We start from the raw sequence: 16,037 nt of genomic DNA, 5'->3' as shown, positions 1-16,037 counted from the left end.
AAGTGAGCAATAACTTAATGTGATTGCTATTAAATGGCGGTAAGGCAGGAGAGAATACAATCGCATGTTGTCAAACAATCGCTAGTTTATGATATTGGCGACAATGAAGGAGATGACTACCTAGGGTATTTACAGGTGAAAAATTAATAAATTTGTTGGCGATAAGCTCTTTCTTTGGTTTTTGAATATAGTGCTACAACCATGAAGTGCTGCAGCCATAAAGTGGGCCTAAGGTTACCTGAACTTTTATAGAAAAAAAGACCTGTTACTGCGAGGTTTTTAAGCTTATTGCGTTTGCCAACTCACATCAGGATTCCACTGATTAACCCAAGCAGGAATATCGCTTGCTGGCATAGGTTTGGCAATACCATTACCTTGAGCTAAGTCACAGCCCAGTTCTAGTATAGCCTTACAATGTTCAATTGATTCAACGCCTTCAGCAATTACGCCACGTTTGAATGACTTAGCTAAAGCTATTACGCTTTCAACAATGGCCAAATCTTCAACGTCAATTAGCATGTCTTGGACAAAACTCTGGTCTATCTTAATCATGCTGGCGGGTAAACGCCTAAGATAAGTGAGTGATGAATAACCGGTGCCAAAATCATCCAAGGCAAAGTTTACACCCAGCGCGATACAGTCATGCATGATGTTTGAGATATGGTTAATATCATCTAACGCACTGGTTTCCAGCACTTCTAGTTCTAAATAGCGAGGTTCAACATCGGGGTGGGCTGCGAGTAATGAGGTTAAGGTCTGTGTAAAGCTAGACTGTTGTAATTGAACCGCAGCAATGTTTACGCTTATGTTTAGGAGGCTCAGACCCATTTTTTTCCATTCGCTGATTTGTGTCAGTGCGCTATCAATAACCCATTCACCCACCTCAATATTCATCGGGTTATTTTCAATAACGGGTAAAAAATCAATAGGGTTTAATAACCCTCGTTGAGGATGTTGCCAACGAATAAGCGCTTCAACACCTGTCACTATGCCAGTCTTCAAATTAACCTTAGGCTGATAATGAAGTACAAATTGATGATGGTCTAAGGCATTACGAATAGCTTCTAGGTTTTCTTGATGCATTTTAACCGCGTCATCTTGAGCGGTATCAAACAAATGATAACAATTTTTACCTGACCCTTTAGCTACATACATAGCTTGATCGGCATGGCGTACCAACTGGTCAGCATTGGCATTATCTTGTGGGTAAATTGTTATGCCAATACTAGCTGATAAATGGAAGATAACATTAGTGACAGTAATTGGCTCAGACGCGGCTAACAACAAGCGTTCTAATACCGGCTCGCAATCCTCAACTTTGTCTAAATCAGTTAATATAGCCACAAATTCATCACCACCAATACGGGCTAAGGTATCACCCTCGCGTAACGCCTCTTTCATACGAACTGAGAGGGCAATAAGTAGTTCATCACCTACGTCATGACAGTGCGTATCATTAACCGCTTTAAAACCGTCTAAATCTAGAAAAACCACTGCCAGTAAATGCTTGTGACGACTGCACTGTAACATGGCTTGAGATAATCGGTCAGCTAGCAATACTCGATTAGGTAAGTTAGTTAATACATCGTAATGTGCTATTTTCTCTAGTTGATTTTGATGCTCTTTCATCGGGGTGATATCGTTAACTAAGGCGATATAATGGGTCGCGATACCATGCTCATTACAGACCGCACTAATCGTAGCCATTTCAGCATACACTTCACCATTCTTACGTCTGTTCCAAATTTCACCAGACCAATTGCGATCTTTTTTCAGTGCTTGATAAATGCCATAAAAGAACTCAGGGGTCTCCTTGCTTGATTGGAGAAAACGTTGGTTTTGCCCAATAGCCTCTTCACGACTATAACCTGTTATACGGGTGAAACTGTCGTTAACATCGATAATATTAGATTTATTATCGGTAATCATGATGCCTTCTCTAGCATAAGTAAAAACACTGGCGGCCAGTTTTTGCTCATTCTCAGCTTGTTTTTTTTCGGTAACGTCAATCAATGCAGCAAGACAGTCAATACCTGTAATGCCCAGATTAGCTTCGATACTTAGCCAACGTGTTGTATTGTTAGCGTGAACTAATATCTCAAAAGATTGTATGCCCTTATGCTGAAATACTTTTGCCAGACAATCCTTAAAATTATTGCGATGGGGTATTGTGATGTAGTTGACAAAGCTTTTTCCTACTAAGTGAACGCGTTCGATACCCAATAAGTTCGAACCTCGTAAATTGACCTGAGTAATTTTACCTCTCTGATCAAAAATAAAATAAGCAATGGGTGCAAACTCAAATAACTCAGTGTAGCGATAATGTAATTGTTCAGTTATCCGCGCTTGCTGTAACTCATCATTTTGCATCTCCAATTCAATTTGATGAACTTGCAGTTCGTGTAACAGTTTTTGAACACTAGCTTCGTTAAGAGCAGCTTGTTTGTTGTCCTTGTTTTTTTTCACTTGTATTTCAGCAAGCTTGCGTAACTCTTGGGGTGAGAGTTTGACTAACCGTTTGGTTGGCTGTGTAGGATCGTTCATATAGTTGGATTCACTTCACGTAACTGTGACTCAAGCAGCTTGGCTTCGCTAATGTCAGTGAAGGTAATGACCACGCCGTCAATCACGTTTTCTTGTGTGGCATAAGGCATAATACGCACCTTAAACCAACGATCATTGCTGGCGGTTATTTCTTTTTCTATGAAAATCAGTGTGTCTAACACTTCCCGCGCATCTTTTTGTAGTGAAGTATAATCGAGCTCAGTAACTATGTCAGACAGTGGTCGACCGACATCACCAGGGATCAGCTTAAATAGGTGGGTGGCGTAGTTGGTGAATCGTCTTACACGTAGCCCATTATCAAGAAACACCGTTGCTATTTCTGTGCTATTAAGCAAGTTTTTCATGTCGTTGTTGACCCATGACAAATCATCAACTTTAGATTGTAGTTCGGTATTAACCGTTTGCAACTCTTCATTCATTGACTGCATTTCTTCTTTAGAAGTGGTCAATTCTTCATTGGTGGATTGCAATTCCTCATTGGTTGATTGTAACTCTTCATTGGTGGACCTGAGTTCTTCTTGTGCCGCCTGCATTTGTTCGCGAGTTGCTTCTATCTCATCGCGCGCATGTTGCAGTTCTAGCTGATTATTTTCTGCTGCTTTACCCCGATTTTTACTCGGCTGCGCGGTCGGTGCTAACACCTTGGTAAAAACCACCATCAGCAAACCCATTAAAGCTTTTGGCTTAGCAATGGCTTGCACCGTTAAGTTAATGGTTTCTTTGCCTACCATCAGGTTTTCAATAATAACTGGCGCTTCTTGTGTCTGCGCTTTTTTCATCGCGAGGTTAAGGTGCATGAGGAGTTCTTCATGCGCCATCACGTGAATATTCCAATTGGCCTTACCCGCCGAGGCTTCTAAATATTTACCCGTGCGACCATTGATATACATAATATCACCGGCAGCATTAACCAATACCGCTGCAGGCGAGTAATTTTGTAGTAGGATTTGGTCTGCCTGCGTTTGTAGGTTAATGATGTCTTTACTCATGTCGCGGGTTCTCTTGGGTTCATTGTGTATCAAAGATATAACAGGAAATATCCTTGAGGGAAAGTCGACATCCATTCGTTTTTTGGAAATATCGATACGGGTAAAAATCCGTGCACTATCGTTAAGTGCTAAGAACAAGTTGGTAAAATTACCTATGGTTTCGGCATTGCCCAACATCAAAATACCATGAGAATTCAATGCGTAGTGGAACAATGGAATTAACTTTTTTTGTAATTCTGGTCCAAGGTAAATTAGCAGATTACGGCAGGTAACAATATCTAACTTGGTAAATGGTGGATCCATGATGATATTCTGGGGTGCAAAGATGATCATGTCACGTATCTTCTTATTGATACGATAACCTCTATCATCTTTAATGAAATAACGCGCCAATTGTGTGGGCGTTATATCCGCCTCAATGCTTGCTGGATAAAAGCCTTGCCGGGCAATATTGATAGCATCTTCATCAAGATCGGTCGCAAAAATTTGTAGTTTAAAACGCGCTTTAGGCTTAATCTCATCTAAGACATCCATCATAGTCATGGCGAGTGAATAAGCCTCTTCACCGGTCGAGCAGGCGGTAACCCAAGCTCGAAGTTCTTTACCTTCAGGATAATTTTCTAATAGTGCTGGCAGCGAGGTTGACTTGAGTTGCGCCCAAACGTCTTTATCGCGAAAGAAATTGGTTACCCCAATTAACAGTTCTTTAAATAATAGGTCTTGTTCTTGTGGATTCTCGCGCAGATAACGCGCATAAAGCGCTATATCTTCAAGTTGATGTAGGTTCATACGCCGTTCAATACGACGGTAGATGGTGTTTTTCTTGTACAGTGAGAAGTCGTTTCCCGTGCGTTCACGCAAGATAATAACGATCTGTTCCAATGCACTTTTTGATTTGACTTCTAACTTTGGTTCAATATCCTTTGAGGCAATACGATGGTCATGTTTGAGCCCACTCAGTATATGTTCGGGTAATTCTTTAGCGGGGGCAATGATGTCGATTAATTCTGCATTAATGGCGCTTTGAGGCATGGAAGAAAATTTTGCACATTCGGGCGACTGGGCCAGAGACAGTCCAGCATTTTGTTTAATGGCGTGCAAACCTAGGGTGCCGTCAGAACCCATGCCAGAAAGAATAACAGCCACAGCATGTTCGCGCTGATCACTGGCAAGCGATCGAAAGAAAAAATCAATCGGTAAGCGTAATCCGCTATTCAGCACGGGCTCAAACAAAAATAATGAGCCGTGCAGAATGGATAAATCTTTGTTAGGAGGAATTACATAAACACAATTTCTCTCTACTTTCATGTGGTTGCTAGCTTCTTTGACTATCATTTGCGTAGTACGTTGCAATAACTCAGCCATAATACCTTTGTGAGAGGGGTCTAGGTGCTGGATAACAACAAACGCCATATGGGAAGGCGTTTTGACCTGAGTAAAAAAATCTTCCAATGCTTCTAAACCGCCAGCAGAAGCACCAATGCCGACAATATTTTCTGGTTTTTTTAGAGCATTCAAACGACGGGATTCACTGGCAGTGCTTGGTTTAGTGGTTTTTATTTTATTTTTCATTAAGGTACATTTATTATGTGCTCCATAACATTATAATAAACAATATATTACGTGGTGTGCAATTACATTTTAATAAAATAATATATAATTTTAGTAAATAATATATAAAAAAATGAGCTATTACACTTTAGTCTAGTAGCTTGTAGTACTTTAGTAAACTAACACTTAAAATTGCCAGGTTAAAAGGGCGTGGTGAAGTTTCAGTCAAGTTGTGCTTGATACTGAGTTATAAAATAATTTAGAGCAAAGTTAATTTAAACAAAGTTAATGTAGACAAAGTGACAAGCGATAACTTTACTTTATCCATCAGAAAAACGGCATGAGCAGTTAACAAAAAGCTTCCTCAATTTTACGCCTTAACCTATACTGGTTAAATGTACAGTATAGGTTGTATTTTATGAAAGTTATTCCGATTTTTATTGAGGCGGGTATATCCGGCTTTGAATCACCTGCAGCTGAATATAAAGAACTCTGCTTATCGTTAGATCAACTCTTGATAGCACACCCCGATGCCACTTTTATCGGTTTGGCGCAAGGGCAGTCGATGCAAGAGGTTGGCATTTTTGATGGTGATTTATTGCTAGTCGATCGTAGCGAGCCAGTAAAAGATGGTGATGTTATTGTGGCGAATTACAATGGCTGTTTTACTTGTAAACTTATTGATAAAAAGAACGCTAGGCTATTATCCGCATCGTTCAAGCATCAACCGGTCAGCATTACACCTGAGGATGAATTTCAAATAGAGGGAGTCGTTACCCGTTCAATTCGTTTGCATCGACAGCTAAGGGAGTTAAGCGCATGTATGCGTTAGTTGATGCCGTATCTTTCTACGCGTCTTGTGAGAAGGTGTTTGACCCCTCAATCAGAAATCGGCCTGTGGTCGTACTAACAAATAACGATGGCTGTATATGTGCTGTGTGTCCAATTGGTCGGCGTTTAGGTATACCAAAATTTAAACCTTATTTTCAAATTAAACATTTTTTAGCCAAACACCATGTGGTTGTTCGCTCGTCTAACTATGAGCTATATGCGGATCTCAGTGACAAAATGATGAATGTTATTGGCCGTTTCTGCGATAACCAATATGTTTACTCGATTGACGAGTCTTTTCTACAATTTAAAAACTATAACCAAATTATTAATGATTGGCATAAATATGGCCATGAAATACGACGTGCGGTTTGGCAGGAAACGCGTTTGCCGGTGGGTGTTGGCTTTGGCTCAACGCCGACATTAGCGAAAGCCGCAAACCACGCGGCTAAAAAGTTGCCGGGCTATAACGGTGTGGCAGTTGTGGATGATGTCACGTCACGTAAAGACATATTATCAAAAATGGCGGTTACTGACGTCTGGGGTATTGGTAGTCGATTAGGCAAGCGTTTAAACGTGTTGGGAATAAATTCCGCCTGGGATTTAGCCAACCAGTCACCTAAAACTATGCGCAGCCAATTTAGCGTTATGGTTGAACGAACGGTTAACGAGTTAAACGGTATGGTTTGTTTAAACTGGGATGAAGTTAAGCAGGCAAAAAAAGAAATATTTTCCACTAGAAGCTTTGGTCAACGGATAAATGAAGAACATCAATTAAAAGCGGCTTTAGTGAGCCACGGCGCCATTGTAGGTCGTAAATTAAGGCAACAGCATTCGCGCGTAAAACGTCTGGTGATATCCGCTGCTAGCTCCCCTCATGATGATAATTATTACCACAAATCGATAATTTATGAATTTTTAGTGGCAACAGATAACACCCTAAGTATCGCGAACGCTATATCAGCCGTTTTTGATTGTGTTTATGCCGGCGGTGTTAACTTTTATCGTTGTGGGGTAGGAGCCATTGAGCTTGAAAATACTCAATTTCAACAAGGTGATTTGTTTTCGCTAAATGAAGATGATCCAGAGCTGATGCGCTGTTATGACGGGATAAATAATCGTTACGGTAATGATACTTTGCAATTAGCCGCACAAGGTAAAATTGATAAGTGGCATATGCGACGTGAATTTCTTTCGCCAAGCTTTACGAGTAAGTGGCGAGATATACCTAAAATTAGCTGTTAAGGTTTATCTTGGTCATTTATCTTGGTCAATAAGCGATAAAACATGAGTAGATAATTAATCAACTGGGTATTACATCGAGTTAACATATAACAGTTACAAAAAAGCCCTGTAAAAACAGGGCTTTAATAGTTGAAATGTGGTCGGAGTAGCAAGATTCGAACTTGCGACCTCACGTCCCCCAGACGCGCGCGCTACCAAGCTGCGCTATACCCCGATTGATAAGCTTAATGGGGATAAAAGCTTATGTGGGCTATATTAATGATTTATCGCTCGAATGCAATTAAAAAACATCATCAATTGAGCTAAGCGTCTAATTATTGTACGTTATTCAATTGTTTATCCACTTGTTCATCGAATTGTTTACTAAATTGCTTAATAAAGTGAACACCATCAATCATTAATGGAAAATCAGGCTTTGCCGTAATAGGGGCGGCCAGTTGAATAGAATAACTTTGAAAGTTACCATTTTGATCAACAAACATCGATTTATCTTTATTAAACACTACAATGCCGTTGTCCATGGTATTAGCAATAATACGGTCATTATTTAATTTTTTGATATCAGTACCGTTGCTATAGCTGGTTGCTTTAATATTGCAGTTTAGCCAGTTTTTAATCAGCGTAGGTTGCATATCCATATGACTCGTGAGTTTATCAATCGATCTATTTTTACTTGCCGGTAAAACCAGTAACGCAGGTTTAATCGATAAACTTGTTTCTGTGGTGCTATTACCAATAGAGCTGATCCAAAGGATATCCTTGAGTTGCTTATCGCCTCGTTGGTTATTTTGCACCGACATTAAAGCGTCTAAAAACAGTTCAAACTGATAGCTATTGTTACCTTTAAAATAAAACACGTGTAAACCTGGGGCATAACTATTGAGTTTATCCGCAAATATCAAACTCGATATATCGGCTAGTTTTGTTACTGTTGGAAATAGTTTATGGGTCAGGCTTAACAAACCATCGGTATTAATGACTGAGGCTTCATTGTGGTCTTCACCGACAATAGTAAGTGATGTGGCTAAATTTTTCTGAGCCATAATTTGAAATAATAGCGGTTGTGCTTGCTGTTCGAACAAGGCTTTTTTGTAAATACTTGGCAAGCTATAAAACAAGTTAAACCAGGCTTCTTTTGGTGACGCGTTATCAATATGATTGTCTAGCGATAGTACACCTTGCTTGGCTCTTTGTTTTATTTTATCTAGTTGTTGAGTTTGCAATATTTGATCTGTAATCACCATGAAAACCGACTGTTTTAATTTGGTGTCATTGAGACATTGGCCTTGATAAAGCGGGTACTGGGGTACGGCATCTGTAAAGGCAAGCGGGCTAGTGCGACGGGCAATATAATCCACTTGATCGAACATACCGTATTTGGTTAATAAGGTTTTGGCGGTTGATGGATAAGACAAGGGCAATACTGTGTCTTGGCGTAATACGTCATATTCCAGGTTGGCATCAGCCCAAATATGAATAATATGACTAAAAAAGAAAAAGCTCACCAGAGGAATAACGATAAAGCGCGCAAAAATAGTTTTTTGTAATTCTTTTAGGTGCTTCCAAGCATAATTTGACGCTATCAGTTCAAACGATAATATCACCATGGTCAATACTAGACTAACAAACCAGAACGCTCGGCTATTTTGTTGTATTTCGTTATTAATAAGGTCAAGTATGGGCGCACTTGATGAAATATTTAAATGATAGCCTAAGCGGGTATAGATAAATGCGTCGAGCAGTAAAAGCAATAACTGGGCACTAAAAATGATAGAAGCGACCACCCGAATAAATCGGGTTCGAGGAAACAACAGGGTGATTGGAAACAAAATGAGCACAAAACTCATAAAAGTTAAGAAAGCTATATGGCTTAACCAAGTGGTGACTAAGTAGGTTTGCCCTAACAAAGTGTCAGGCATTGCTTCACTAAATACATAAATTGACGATAATAAGATCGCCGCAATAATATTAAAAAAAGTGAACCAGTGGCTCCAGCTAATTAACTGTAATAGTCGCTTACTATAGGGTTTTGATTCAAATGAAACCATTGCGTCGTTTAATTCTCTTATTATTTTTTATGAATGTCGCTAATTATTTATACGTTTTATTTAGAATTTTGTATAGATTGTTTTAATGCCTTGGTAAAATTGTCTACTATTGCCTCTCGTTCCTTTTTCGGCACATTATTTGTAATAATTTCTGTTAGGGTATTTCCTAGGCACATTAGCGCTAGATCAGGGGTTGCAGACTCGTTAACGAGTACATCAAGCAAATCTTTAATAATTTTTTCTACACGTTCGTTGGAATACTTGGATACAATGGGCATCTTATACACTTAATGGTAATTTAATAAACAGACATAAGTTTATCAAATGCCCGAACAATATAATACTGACCTTTATCTATGAGCTTAATAATTTCGAATATTGCACTGCATTTTTTAACCAAAAAAGAAGAAACTGGCGAAGTTGTACTCAGGTTAGGTCCTGAGAATGTTGCAGCTAGCAGCAAAATTGAAAGTTTTGTTGATGCACTACATAAAATTTACAACAGCAAAGGCAGTAAGGCCTACGGACATTTTTCTGCTATGCCAGCCCAAGGCGACAAAGCCCGATTTGTTGATATTATGGAAAGCTATTTAGGTGATTCACAAAGTTTTCATGAATTTAGTAGCCAAGCGGGAAATTTACTTAAAAATGAATTAGAAAAATATGACCTGGCAGAAACCGGTTATTTAATTGTTTGTCATTACGAATATATGGGTGGACGCTACTTACTGGCGGCGATAATTCCTATTTCTGAACATTATTCAGTTGACGGTGATTTACATATTTCAGCTGATCAACACCTTGATACCAATAAGCTTCAGTTAGCGGCTCGTATCGATTTATTCGATTATCAGAATAATGCCCAAGGTAACCGTTATATTTCTTTTATTAAAGGTCGCGCGGGCAGAAAAGTGTCTGACTTTTTCTTAGATTTTTTAAGCTGTGAAGAAGGCTTAAACTCAAAAGAACAAACCCAAACTTTAGTGCAAGCGGTTGAAGATTATGTTGCGGTTAATCAATTTGACGCCAATGAAAAACAACACAGTCGTAAAGAACTCTTAAGTTACTGCAAAGAGCAAAAAGAGTCGGCGCAAGATGTTTCATTGCAAGAAATAAGTGATGTGATTAAAACCGAAGAGAGCGGCCAAGACTTTTATAAGTTTTGCCAAGAGCAATCATACCCCATTGAGGAATCGTTTCCTCATGATCAGGCCATAGTAAATAAAGTCACTAAATATGCGGGTTATGGTAACGGTATCAGTTTAAGTTTCGAGCGTAGTCATTTTGGCCAAGATGTGGTTTATAATCCAGCCAATGAAAGTATTACCATTTATAAAGTGCCGCCAAATTTAAAAGATCAACTACTAGCGTTATTAGAAAGTAATGCTAACCAGAGCGCGAGCCAAGGCCAAGGCATAACGTCAGGGCTAAGCACAGAAAGTTCAGAAAGCTCAGAAGACGAATACTAGTATTAGCTCAAGCTAAGCTAATAAGTGATAAGCCATATTGCCTACTAACGGCAGTAGCAGATGAATAGATGACATTAGGAAAGAAAATGACCACATTAACCATTACTCGACCAGACGACTGGCATGTACATTTGCGCGATGGCGCCAGCTTAAATAACACAGTTGCTGATATTAGCCGCTATTTTGGCCGCGCTATTATTATGCCAAACCTAGTACCACCGGTAACCAATGCTGAATTAGCGCGTCAATATCATCAGCGTATTATGGCGGCAAAGCCGAGTGCACAGTTCCAACCGCTAATGGTGTTGTATTTAACCGATCAAACCAGCGCAGAAGATATTAAAGCGGCAAAAGCCTCAGGTATTGTTTATGCGGCCAAACTTTACCCAGCAGGAGCCACAACAAATTCTTCATCTGGCGTAACTAACATCGACAATCTTGCCCCCGTATTTGCGGCGATGGAAGGCGAGAACATGCCGTTGTTGGTGCATGGCGAAGTAACCAGTCACGATATTGATATTTTTGACCGTGAAGCGGTCTTTATCGATACTATATTGCGGCCACTAGTGGCAAAGCATCCGACATTAAAAATAGTGTTAGAGCATATCACCACCAAAAATGCGGTTGATTTTGTTAAAGCAGCGGGTGACAACGTAGCCGCAACCATTACCGTTCATCATTTATTATTTAATCGTAACCACATGTTAGTGGGCGGTATTCGTCCACATTATTATTGTTTGCCAATATTAAAACGTAATATTCATCAAGACGCCTTAGTTGCCGCGGCAACCAGTGGCAGTGATAAATTTTTTCTAGGTACAGATTCTGCGCCGCATTCACAACATGCAAAAGAGAATGCCTGTGGTTGTGCCGGTGCTTACACCGCACATGCTGCTATCGAGTTATATGCTGAAGCATTTGAACAAGCCGGTGCGCTTGATAAGCTTGAAGGTTTTGCTAGTTTACATGGTCCTAAATTTTATAATTTACCGGTAAACACTGATAAAATAACCCTAGTTAAAGCCGCATGGACTGTACCGGCCACCATGGCTTTTGGTAACGACGAAGTGGTGCCTATTCGCGCGAATGAAACCATTGCTTGGCAAGTTAAGTTGTAGGAGAGTTATTAAATGCAGTTATTTGTAAATGATTTAACCGTTATCGACTTCTCGTACTGTTGTGCTGAACGTGGCATTGTGGGCGAAAGTTGGATTGTTGATGTTTTGCTTGAGGGTAGTTTAAATGAAATGAGTATGGTGCTTGATTTTGCTGTGGTTAAAAAGCAAATTAAGGCCATTATAGATGATGCGGTTGATCATAAGTTATTATTGCCCATGCAAAATAACACCGTTAGTGTGGAAGTATCCTCTCATCGAGCAGGTCATGAATCTGTCAATTTCAGTGCCAAGCAGGGTAGCTACTATTTACAATCACCGAGCTGTGCATTTGCCAAAATAGATACCAAGCAAATAGACATCGCGGCGGTGACCCATTATTTAACCGATATAATTTTGAGTCATTTACCAAAAAATGTCCAAGGTTTGATACTAAAGTTACGGCCAGAAAATATTGATGGTGCTTATTATCACTATACCCATGGTTTGAAATTGCATGATGGTAATTGTCAGCGTATCGCTCATGGTCATCGTTCAAAAATTCATATCTATAAAAATGGTCAACGCTCAGCAGCACATGAAGCGGCTTGGAGTTCACGTTGGCAAGATATATATCTTGCTAGTGAAGCTGACCGCATGGCGTTAAGTGAGATAGAATTGTCAGCTACAGCTATGGCTAATTTGACTCCCGATCACCAATTGTTTTCTTACTTTGCGCCACAAGGTCGATTTGATATTGCCGTGCCAAGTAACATTTTAGATGTGGTTGATTGCGACTCAACGGTTGAGTTATTGGCTGACTTTATTTTGCGCCAACTTAAAAAGCAAGCTCCGAACGATGAATTTAAAGTGGTTGCTTTTGAAGGTGTTGCTAAAGGAGCTATAGCTAATGGCTAAACAGTGTTCATTATTATTAATACTCACCTTTACAGCTAGTTTACTGGCCACGCAAGAGGTGTCAGCAAAAACGTCAACTCAAACGCAACTGAGTGAGCAGTTTTTTCAAGGGGCGTTAATTGTAGGTAAAACAGCGCCAGAAAATAAAGTCATGCTTAATGGTAAAGTGATTAAGGTTTCTTTAAACGGCGACTATGCCTTAGGCTTCAGCCGAGATGAAAAAAATAATAGTGAACTCACCATCATTAGCCCAAGTGGCGTAATTGAACAGCAGATATTAAAACCGCTAAAACGTGAATACAATATTCAACGGGTTGAAGGTATTGCTAAAAGCATTATGAACCCTAACAAAAAGGCCAATATTCGTGTTAGGGAAGATAATAAAAAAATTAAAGCCGCTCGAAAAATTGACAGTAACTTAATCGCCTTTGCTCAGGGATTTATTGCCCCTATTGAAGGAGTAATTACCGGCGTTTATGGTAGTCAACGTTATTATAACGGCGTGCCTAAATGGCCACATTATGGTTTAGATTATGCGGGTGATACAGGTGACGCTGTTAAAGCGCCTGCCGATGGTACTGTGCTGATGTTTGTCTCTGATATGTTCTACTCAGGTGGCACAATGATCATAGATCATGGCCATGGTGTTAGTTCAACATTTTTGCATTTAAGCGCTTCATATGTCAGTGTTGGCGACAAAGTAAGCAAAGGACAACTTGTTGCTGCTGTTGGCGCAAGTGGTCGAGCGACAGGCCCACACTTAGATTGGCGCATAAACTGGTTTAATATGCGCTTAGATCCTGCGTTAGTCTTAAAGCTCAAGCCTTTGAAATAAAAATAATTTAGCTAAGGCCATAAGTGAGGTTGCTGTGAAAAAATTTCTCCTCTTAGTTTGTTTAATGGTAAATTTTACTAGTTATGCCAAAAATTTCTATGTTGGCTGGGAACTTTGGTTTCCTTATCAATATCGTAATAGCCAGCAAGAGCTTGTCGGCTTAGATTTAGAAATTTTCAACACAATATTTGCCAAAGTTGGTTATACAGCAGAATATACTGAATTACCCTGGAAGCGACATTTACACTATATAAAAACCGGTGAAATGGATGTTGCTATGGGCGCGTCATTAAGCGAAGAAAGACAGCGTTACGCTATATTTAGTGAACCTTATAGACAAGAGACAGTGAATTTATTTGTTAGAAATGGCCAAGCTAATAGTATTAAGTTAGGTGGTTTATCAGACTTAACCAACAGCAATTACATGATTGGTATCGAAAGTGGTTATTATTACGGTGATGAATATCAAAAGTTAATGAAAACGGCTGAATTTCAAGAACATATTCTTGAAGTTGTTGATATTGAAGAGAATGTAAAATTACTATTAGCCGGGCACATTGATGGTTTTTTGGTTGATCCGGCCACCATTAAAGCCTTCTCTGACAAGTACAAAATGGCTGGAGAATTTGAAAAGCATGCTTTAAGTATTTACCAGGCAGACATTCATATTATTTTCAGCAAAAAATCAGTTAAACCTGACGTGGTTACAGCGATTAATCAGGCCATTGGTGATTTAAAAAAATCGGGTGAGTTAGATAAAATAATTAATAAATGGAACCAACTTAATTAAGTGTAAAATCAGGTTTCAATACTGGGTTTCAATACGGATGAATAAATGTAAAACCACACTTGTTGGCTGTTAAGTTAGACCGGTTCCGGTAAAAATAATATAAACATCTTATCTGAGCTTTAAAGCTGACTCCTCCGAGTTGGTGACAACTGTTTTTAAATCTTAGCCGGTCTTAGGCCAGCTAGCCCCATAGACTAAATTTCAACGTTAGTATTATTTTCTTATTAATACCAATCTCACTAATTATCTGATCATTTTTACGGGTTAAAATAATCCACTGCTGCGTTATTTATTTAATAATTAGAACAACTCGTTATTAAATAAATGCCTTCTATTTGGCCATTATTCCTGTGTATAAAGTAGACCACCTAATTAATGAAATGGGTATAAGTTCATTGCCGCGATTGTTTTCGGTTAAGTGTTTTCGGTTACGTATTTTGGCCGTTAAGGGTTGAACTCGTCGATGTAGTTTGAATAATTTGATTTCTTAACCATTTATTGGCGGGGTCAAAATCGACATTGCGGTGCCAATATAAATGCACGTCAATATCGTGCAAACTCACGGGTAAAGAAAATACTTGCAAATCAAGCAGCTGGCTGTACATTTTCGCTGTTGTTTCGGTCAGTGTAAGCAACATGTTGTTATCGGCAATAACTTGGCAGGCAGAAAAGGCATGCTGACACCTCAAGCCAATTTTTCGTTGTAGTCCTAACCGTCCTAACTCAAAATCTTCAATACTTAATCCTACTGTGCGAGATGAAACCAGTACATGCTCTTGTGCGAGGTAGGTCGCTAAATCAAGTGTCGATTTTACAATAGGGTGGTTTTTTCGTGCTAGCACCACTAATTTACTTTGATCTAATTGGGTATGCAAAATATTGTCACTAACCGGTAATAAGGTGTCTATCGCTAAATCAATATCACCACTGGCCAATTTGTTTTCCAATTCATGGCGATTGACTCGGCGACTACTTTGTAAATTAATTAAAGGCGCTTCTTTTCTGATGCGCTGCATTAAAGGGGGTAAGTATGAGGCTTCTAAAGCGCCATGTAACGAAACATTGAAGTTATTACGCGAGACTAAAGGTTCGAACTGTCTAGACTGCGCCAAGCAAACTTTTAATTGTTGTAAGGCTTCACGCACATCGGCAATAACATTATTGGCAACCGGTGTTGGCCGCATCTGGTTACCTTGACGAATAAATAAAGCATCATCAAAATTATGCCGAAGTTTACTTAATGAATGACTCACGGCAGGTTGCGATAAGTTAAGGGCTGAAGCCGCTTTGGTAATATTTCCTTCGCAGTAAATCGCTTCAAACACCACAAATAGATTTAAATCTACTTTCATACTTTCTCCATTTAATTTAGCAAGCATTAAGCCACTATTGGTCATGTTATTATTTTAATCTATGTGCATTTTTGGCTACTAGTTAGCTAGCACTATTCATTTTTTCCTTATGGTATTAAGACCGATAAAAAATAGCTCGCTGTAGATCTTTGTTAACTCACTAGGTTAATAGCTGGTTTAACCGTTGACGGACTAAAGTCCGACCTACAAAAAATCACCCACAATTGTATTATCATCCGTAAAAGCATAATCATTGATACCAAGGCAATTAATAACAAGCCAATTAAAATAGTGTCAACGGTGATGAGTTATCCTTTAGTTATGTTACAAGTAATCCTCTTTATTATCTA

The 16,037-nt window shown here is 39.2% G+C and carries 12 protein-coding genes and 1 tRNA gene; 7 read left to right on the top strand and 6 right to left on the bottom strand.

Going from position 1 to position 16,037, the window contains the following annotated elements; translation table 11 throughout:
- Positions 1-285: 285 nt before the first annotated feature.
- Together H4J41_RS13840 and H4J41_RS13835 are read right to left on the bottom strand one after the other, a co-directional pair.
- Positions 286-2,544 carry an EAL domain-containing protein gene (locus H4J41_RS13840; protein ID WP_182136773.1) on the bottom strand — a complete coding sequence of 753 codons (2,259 nt, stop codon included), beginning with the start codon at positions 2,542-2,544 and terminating at the stop codon, positions 286-288.
- A complete protein-coding gene (locus tag H4J41_RS13835) occupies positions 2,541-5,126 on the bottom strand; it encodes a chemotaxis protein CheB (RefSeq protein WP_182136772.1) in 2,586 nt (861 codons plus the stop codon). Before H4J41_RS13835 ends, H4J41_RS13840 begins: the two co-directional genes overlap by 4 nt.
- 397 nt (positions 5,127-5,523) lie before the next feature.
- Here H4J41_RS13835 and H4J41_RS13830 point away from each other — a divergent pair, with 397 nt between their 5' ends.
- The gene (locus tag H4J41_RS13830; protein ID WP_182136771.1) at positions 5,524-5,937 is read left to right on the top strand and encodes a LexA family transcriptional regulator; all 414 of its coding nucleotides are present in this window, start codon (positions 5,524-5,526) and stop codon (positions 5,935-5,937) included.
- Positions 5,925-7,181, top strand: a complete 1,257-nt coding sequence (locus H4J41_RS13825) for a Y-family DNA polymerase (protein ID WP_182136770.1) — start codon at positions 5,925-5,927, stop codon at positions 7,179-7,181. Before H4J41_RS13830 ends, H4J41_RS13825 begins: the two co-directional genes overlap by 13 nt.
- A gap of 137 nt (positions 7,182-7,318) precedes the next feature.
- Here the strand turns inward: H4J41_RS13825 and H4J41_RS13820 are convergent.
- From H4J41_RS13820 to H4J41_RS13810, 3 genes are all read right to left on the bottom strand, one after another.
- A tRNA-Pro gene (locus H4J41_RS13820) sits at positions 7,319-7,395 on the bottom strand.
- 100 nt (positions 7,396-7,495) lie between these two features.
- On the bottom strand, positions 7,496-9,229 hold the full coding sequence (locus tag H4J41_RS13815) for a DUF3413 domain-containing protein (RefSeq protein WP_182136769.1): 1,734 nt from the start codon (positions 9,227-9,229) through the stop codon (positions 7,496-7,498).
- 56 nt (positions 9,230-9,285) lie between these two features.
- Positions 9,286-9,507, bottom strand: coding sequence for a DUF1414 domain-containing protein (locus H4J41_RS13810; protein WP_182136768.1), 222 nt, complete (start codon positions 9,505-9,507; stop codon positions 9,286-9,288).
- A 78-nt stretch (positions 9,508-9,585) separates the two neighbouring features.
- On the opposite strand from H4J41_RS13810, the gene yejK reads away from it, so the two are divergent.
- From yejK to H4J41_RS13785, 5 genes are all read left to right on the top strand, one after another.
- A complete protein-coding gene (gene yejK / locus H4J41_RS13805) occupies positions 9,586-10,698 on the top strand; it encodes a nucleoid-associated protein YejK (protein WP_182136767.1) in 1,113 nt (370 codons plus the stop codon).
- Between the two features lie 86 nt (positions 10,699-10,784).
- Positions 10,785-11,816 carry a dihydroorotase gene (gene pyrC, locus H4J41_RS13800; RefSeq protein ID WP_182136766.1) on the top strand — a complete coding sequence of 344 codons (1,032 nt, stop codon included), beginning with the start codon at positions 10,785-10,787 and terminating at the stop codon, positions 11,814-11,816.
- Between the two features lie 12 nt (positions 11,817-11,828).
- On the top strand, positions 11,829-12,710 hold the full coding sequence (locus H4J41_RS13795; protein WP_182136765.1) for a 6-carboxytetrahydropterin synthase: 882 nt from the start codon (positions 11,829-11,831) through the stop codon (positions 12,708-12,710).
- Positions 12,703-13,545 carry a M23 family metallopeptidase gene (locus tag H4J41_RS13790; protein WP_182136764.1) on the top strand — a complete coding sequence of 281 codons (843 nt, stop codon included), beginning with the start codon at positions 12,703-12,705 and terminating at the stop codon, positions 13,543-13,545. Before H4J41_RS13795 ends, H4J41_RS13790 begins: the two co-directional genes overlap by 8 nt.
- Before the next feature lie 64 nt (positions 13,546-13,609).
- The gene (locus H4J41_RS13785) at positions 13,610-14,335 is read left to right on the top strand and encodes an ABC transporter substrate-binding protein (protein ID WP_182136763.1); all 726 of its coding nucleotides are present in this window, start codon (positions 13,610-13,612) and stop codon (positions 14,333-14,335) included.
- 428 nt (positions 14,336-14,763) lie between these two features.
- On the opposite strand, the gene H4J41_RS13780 is transcribed toward H4J41_RS13785, so the two are convergent.
- Positions 14,764-15,687, bottom strand: coding sequence for a LysR family transcriptional regulator (locus H4J41_RS13780; RefSeq protein ID WP_182136762.1), 924 nt, complete (start codon positions 15,685-15,687; stop codon positions 14,764-14,766).
- Positions 15,688-16,037 lie beyond the last annotated feature (350 nt).

This window comes from Colwellia sp. MB3u-45 (genome assembly GCF_014077005.1).
Taxonomy (GTDB): domain Bacteria; phylum Pseudomonadota; class Gammaproteobacteria; order Enterobacterales; family Alteromonadaceae; genus Cognaticolwellia.
The sequence above is the reverse complement of the archived record's forward strand: the minus strand, read 5'-3'. Positions and strand labels throughout refer to the sequence as shown.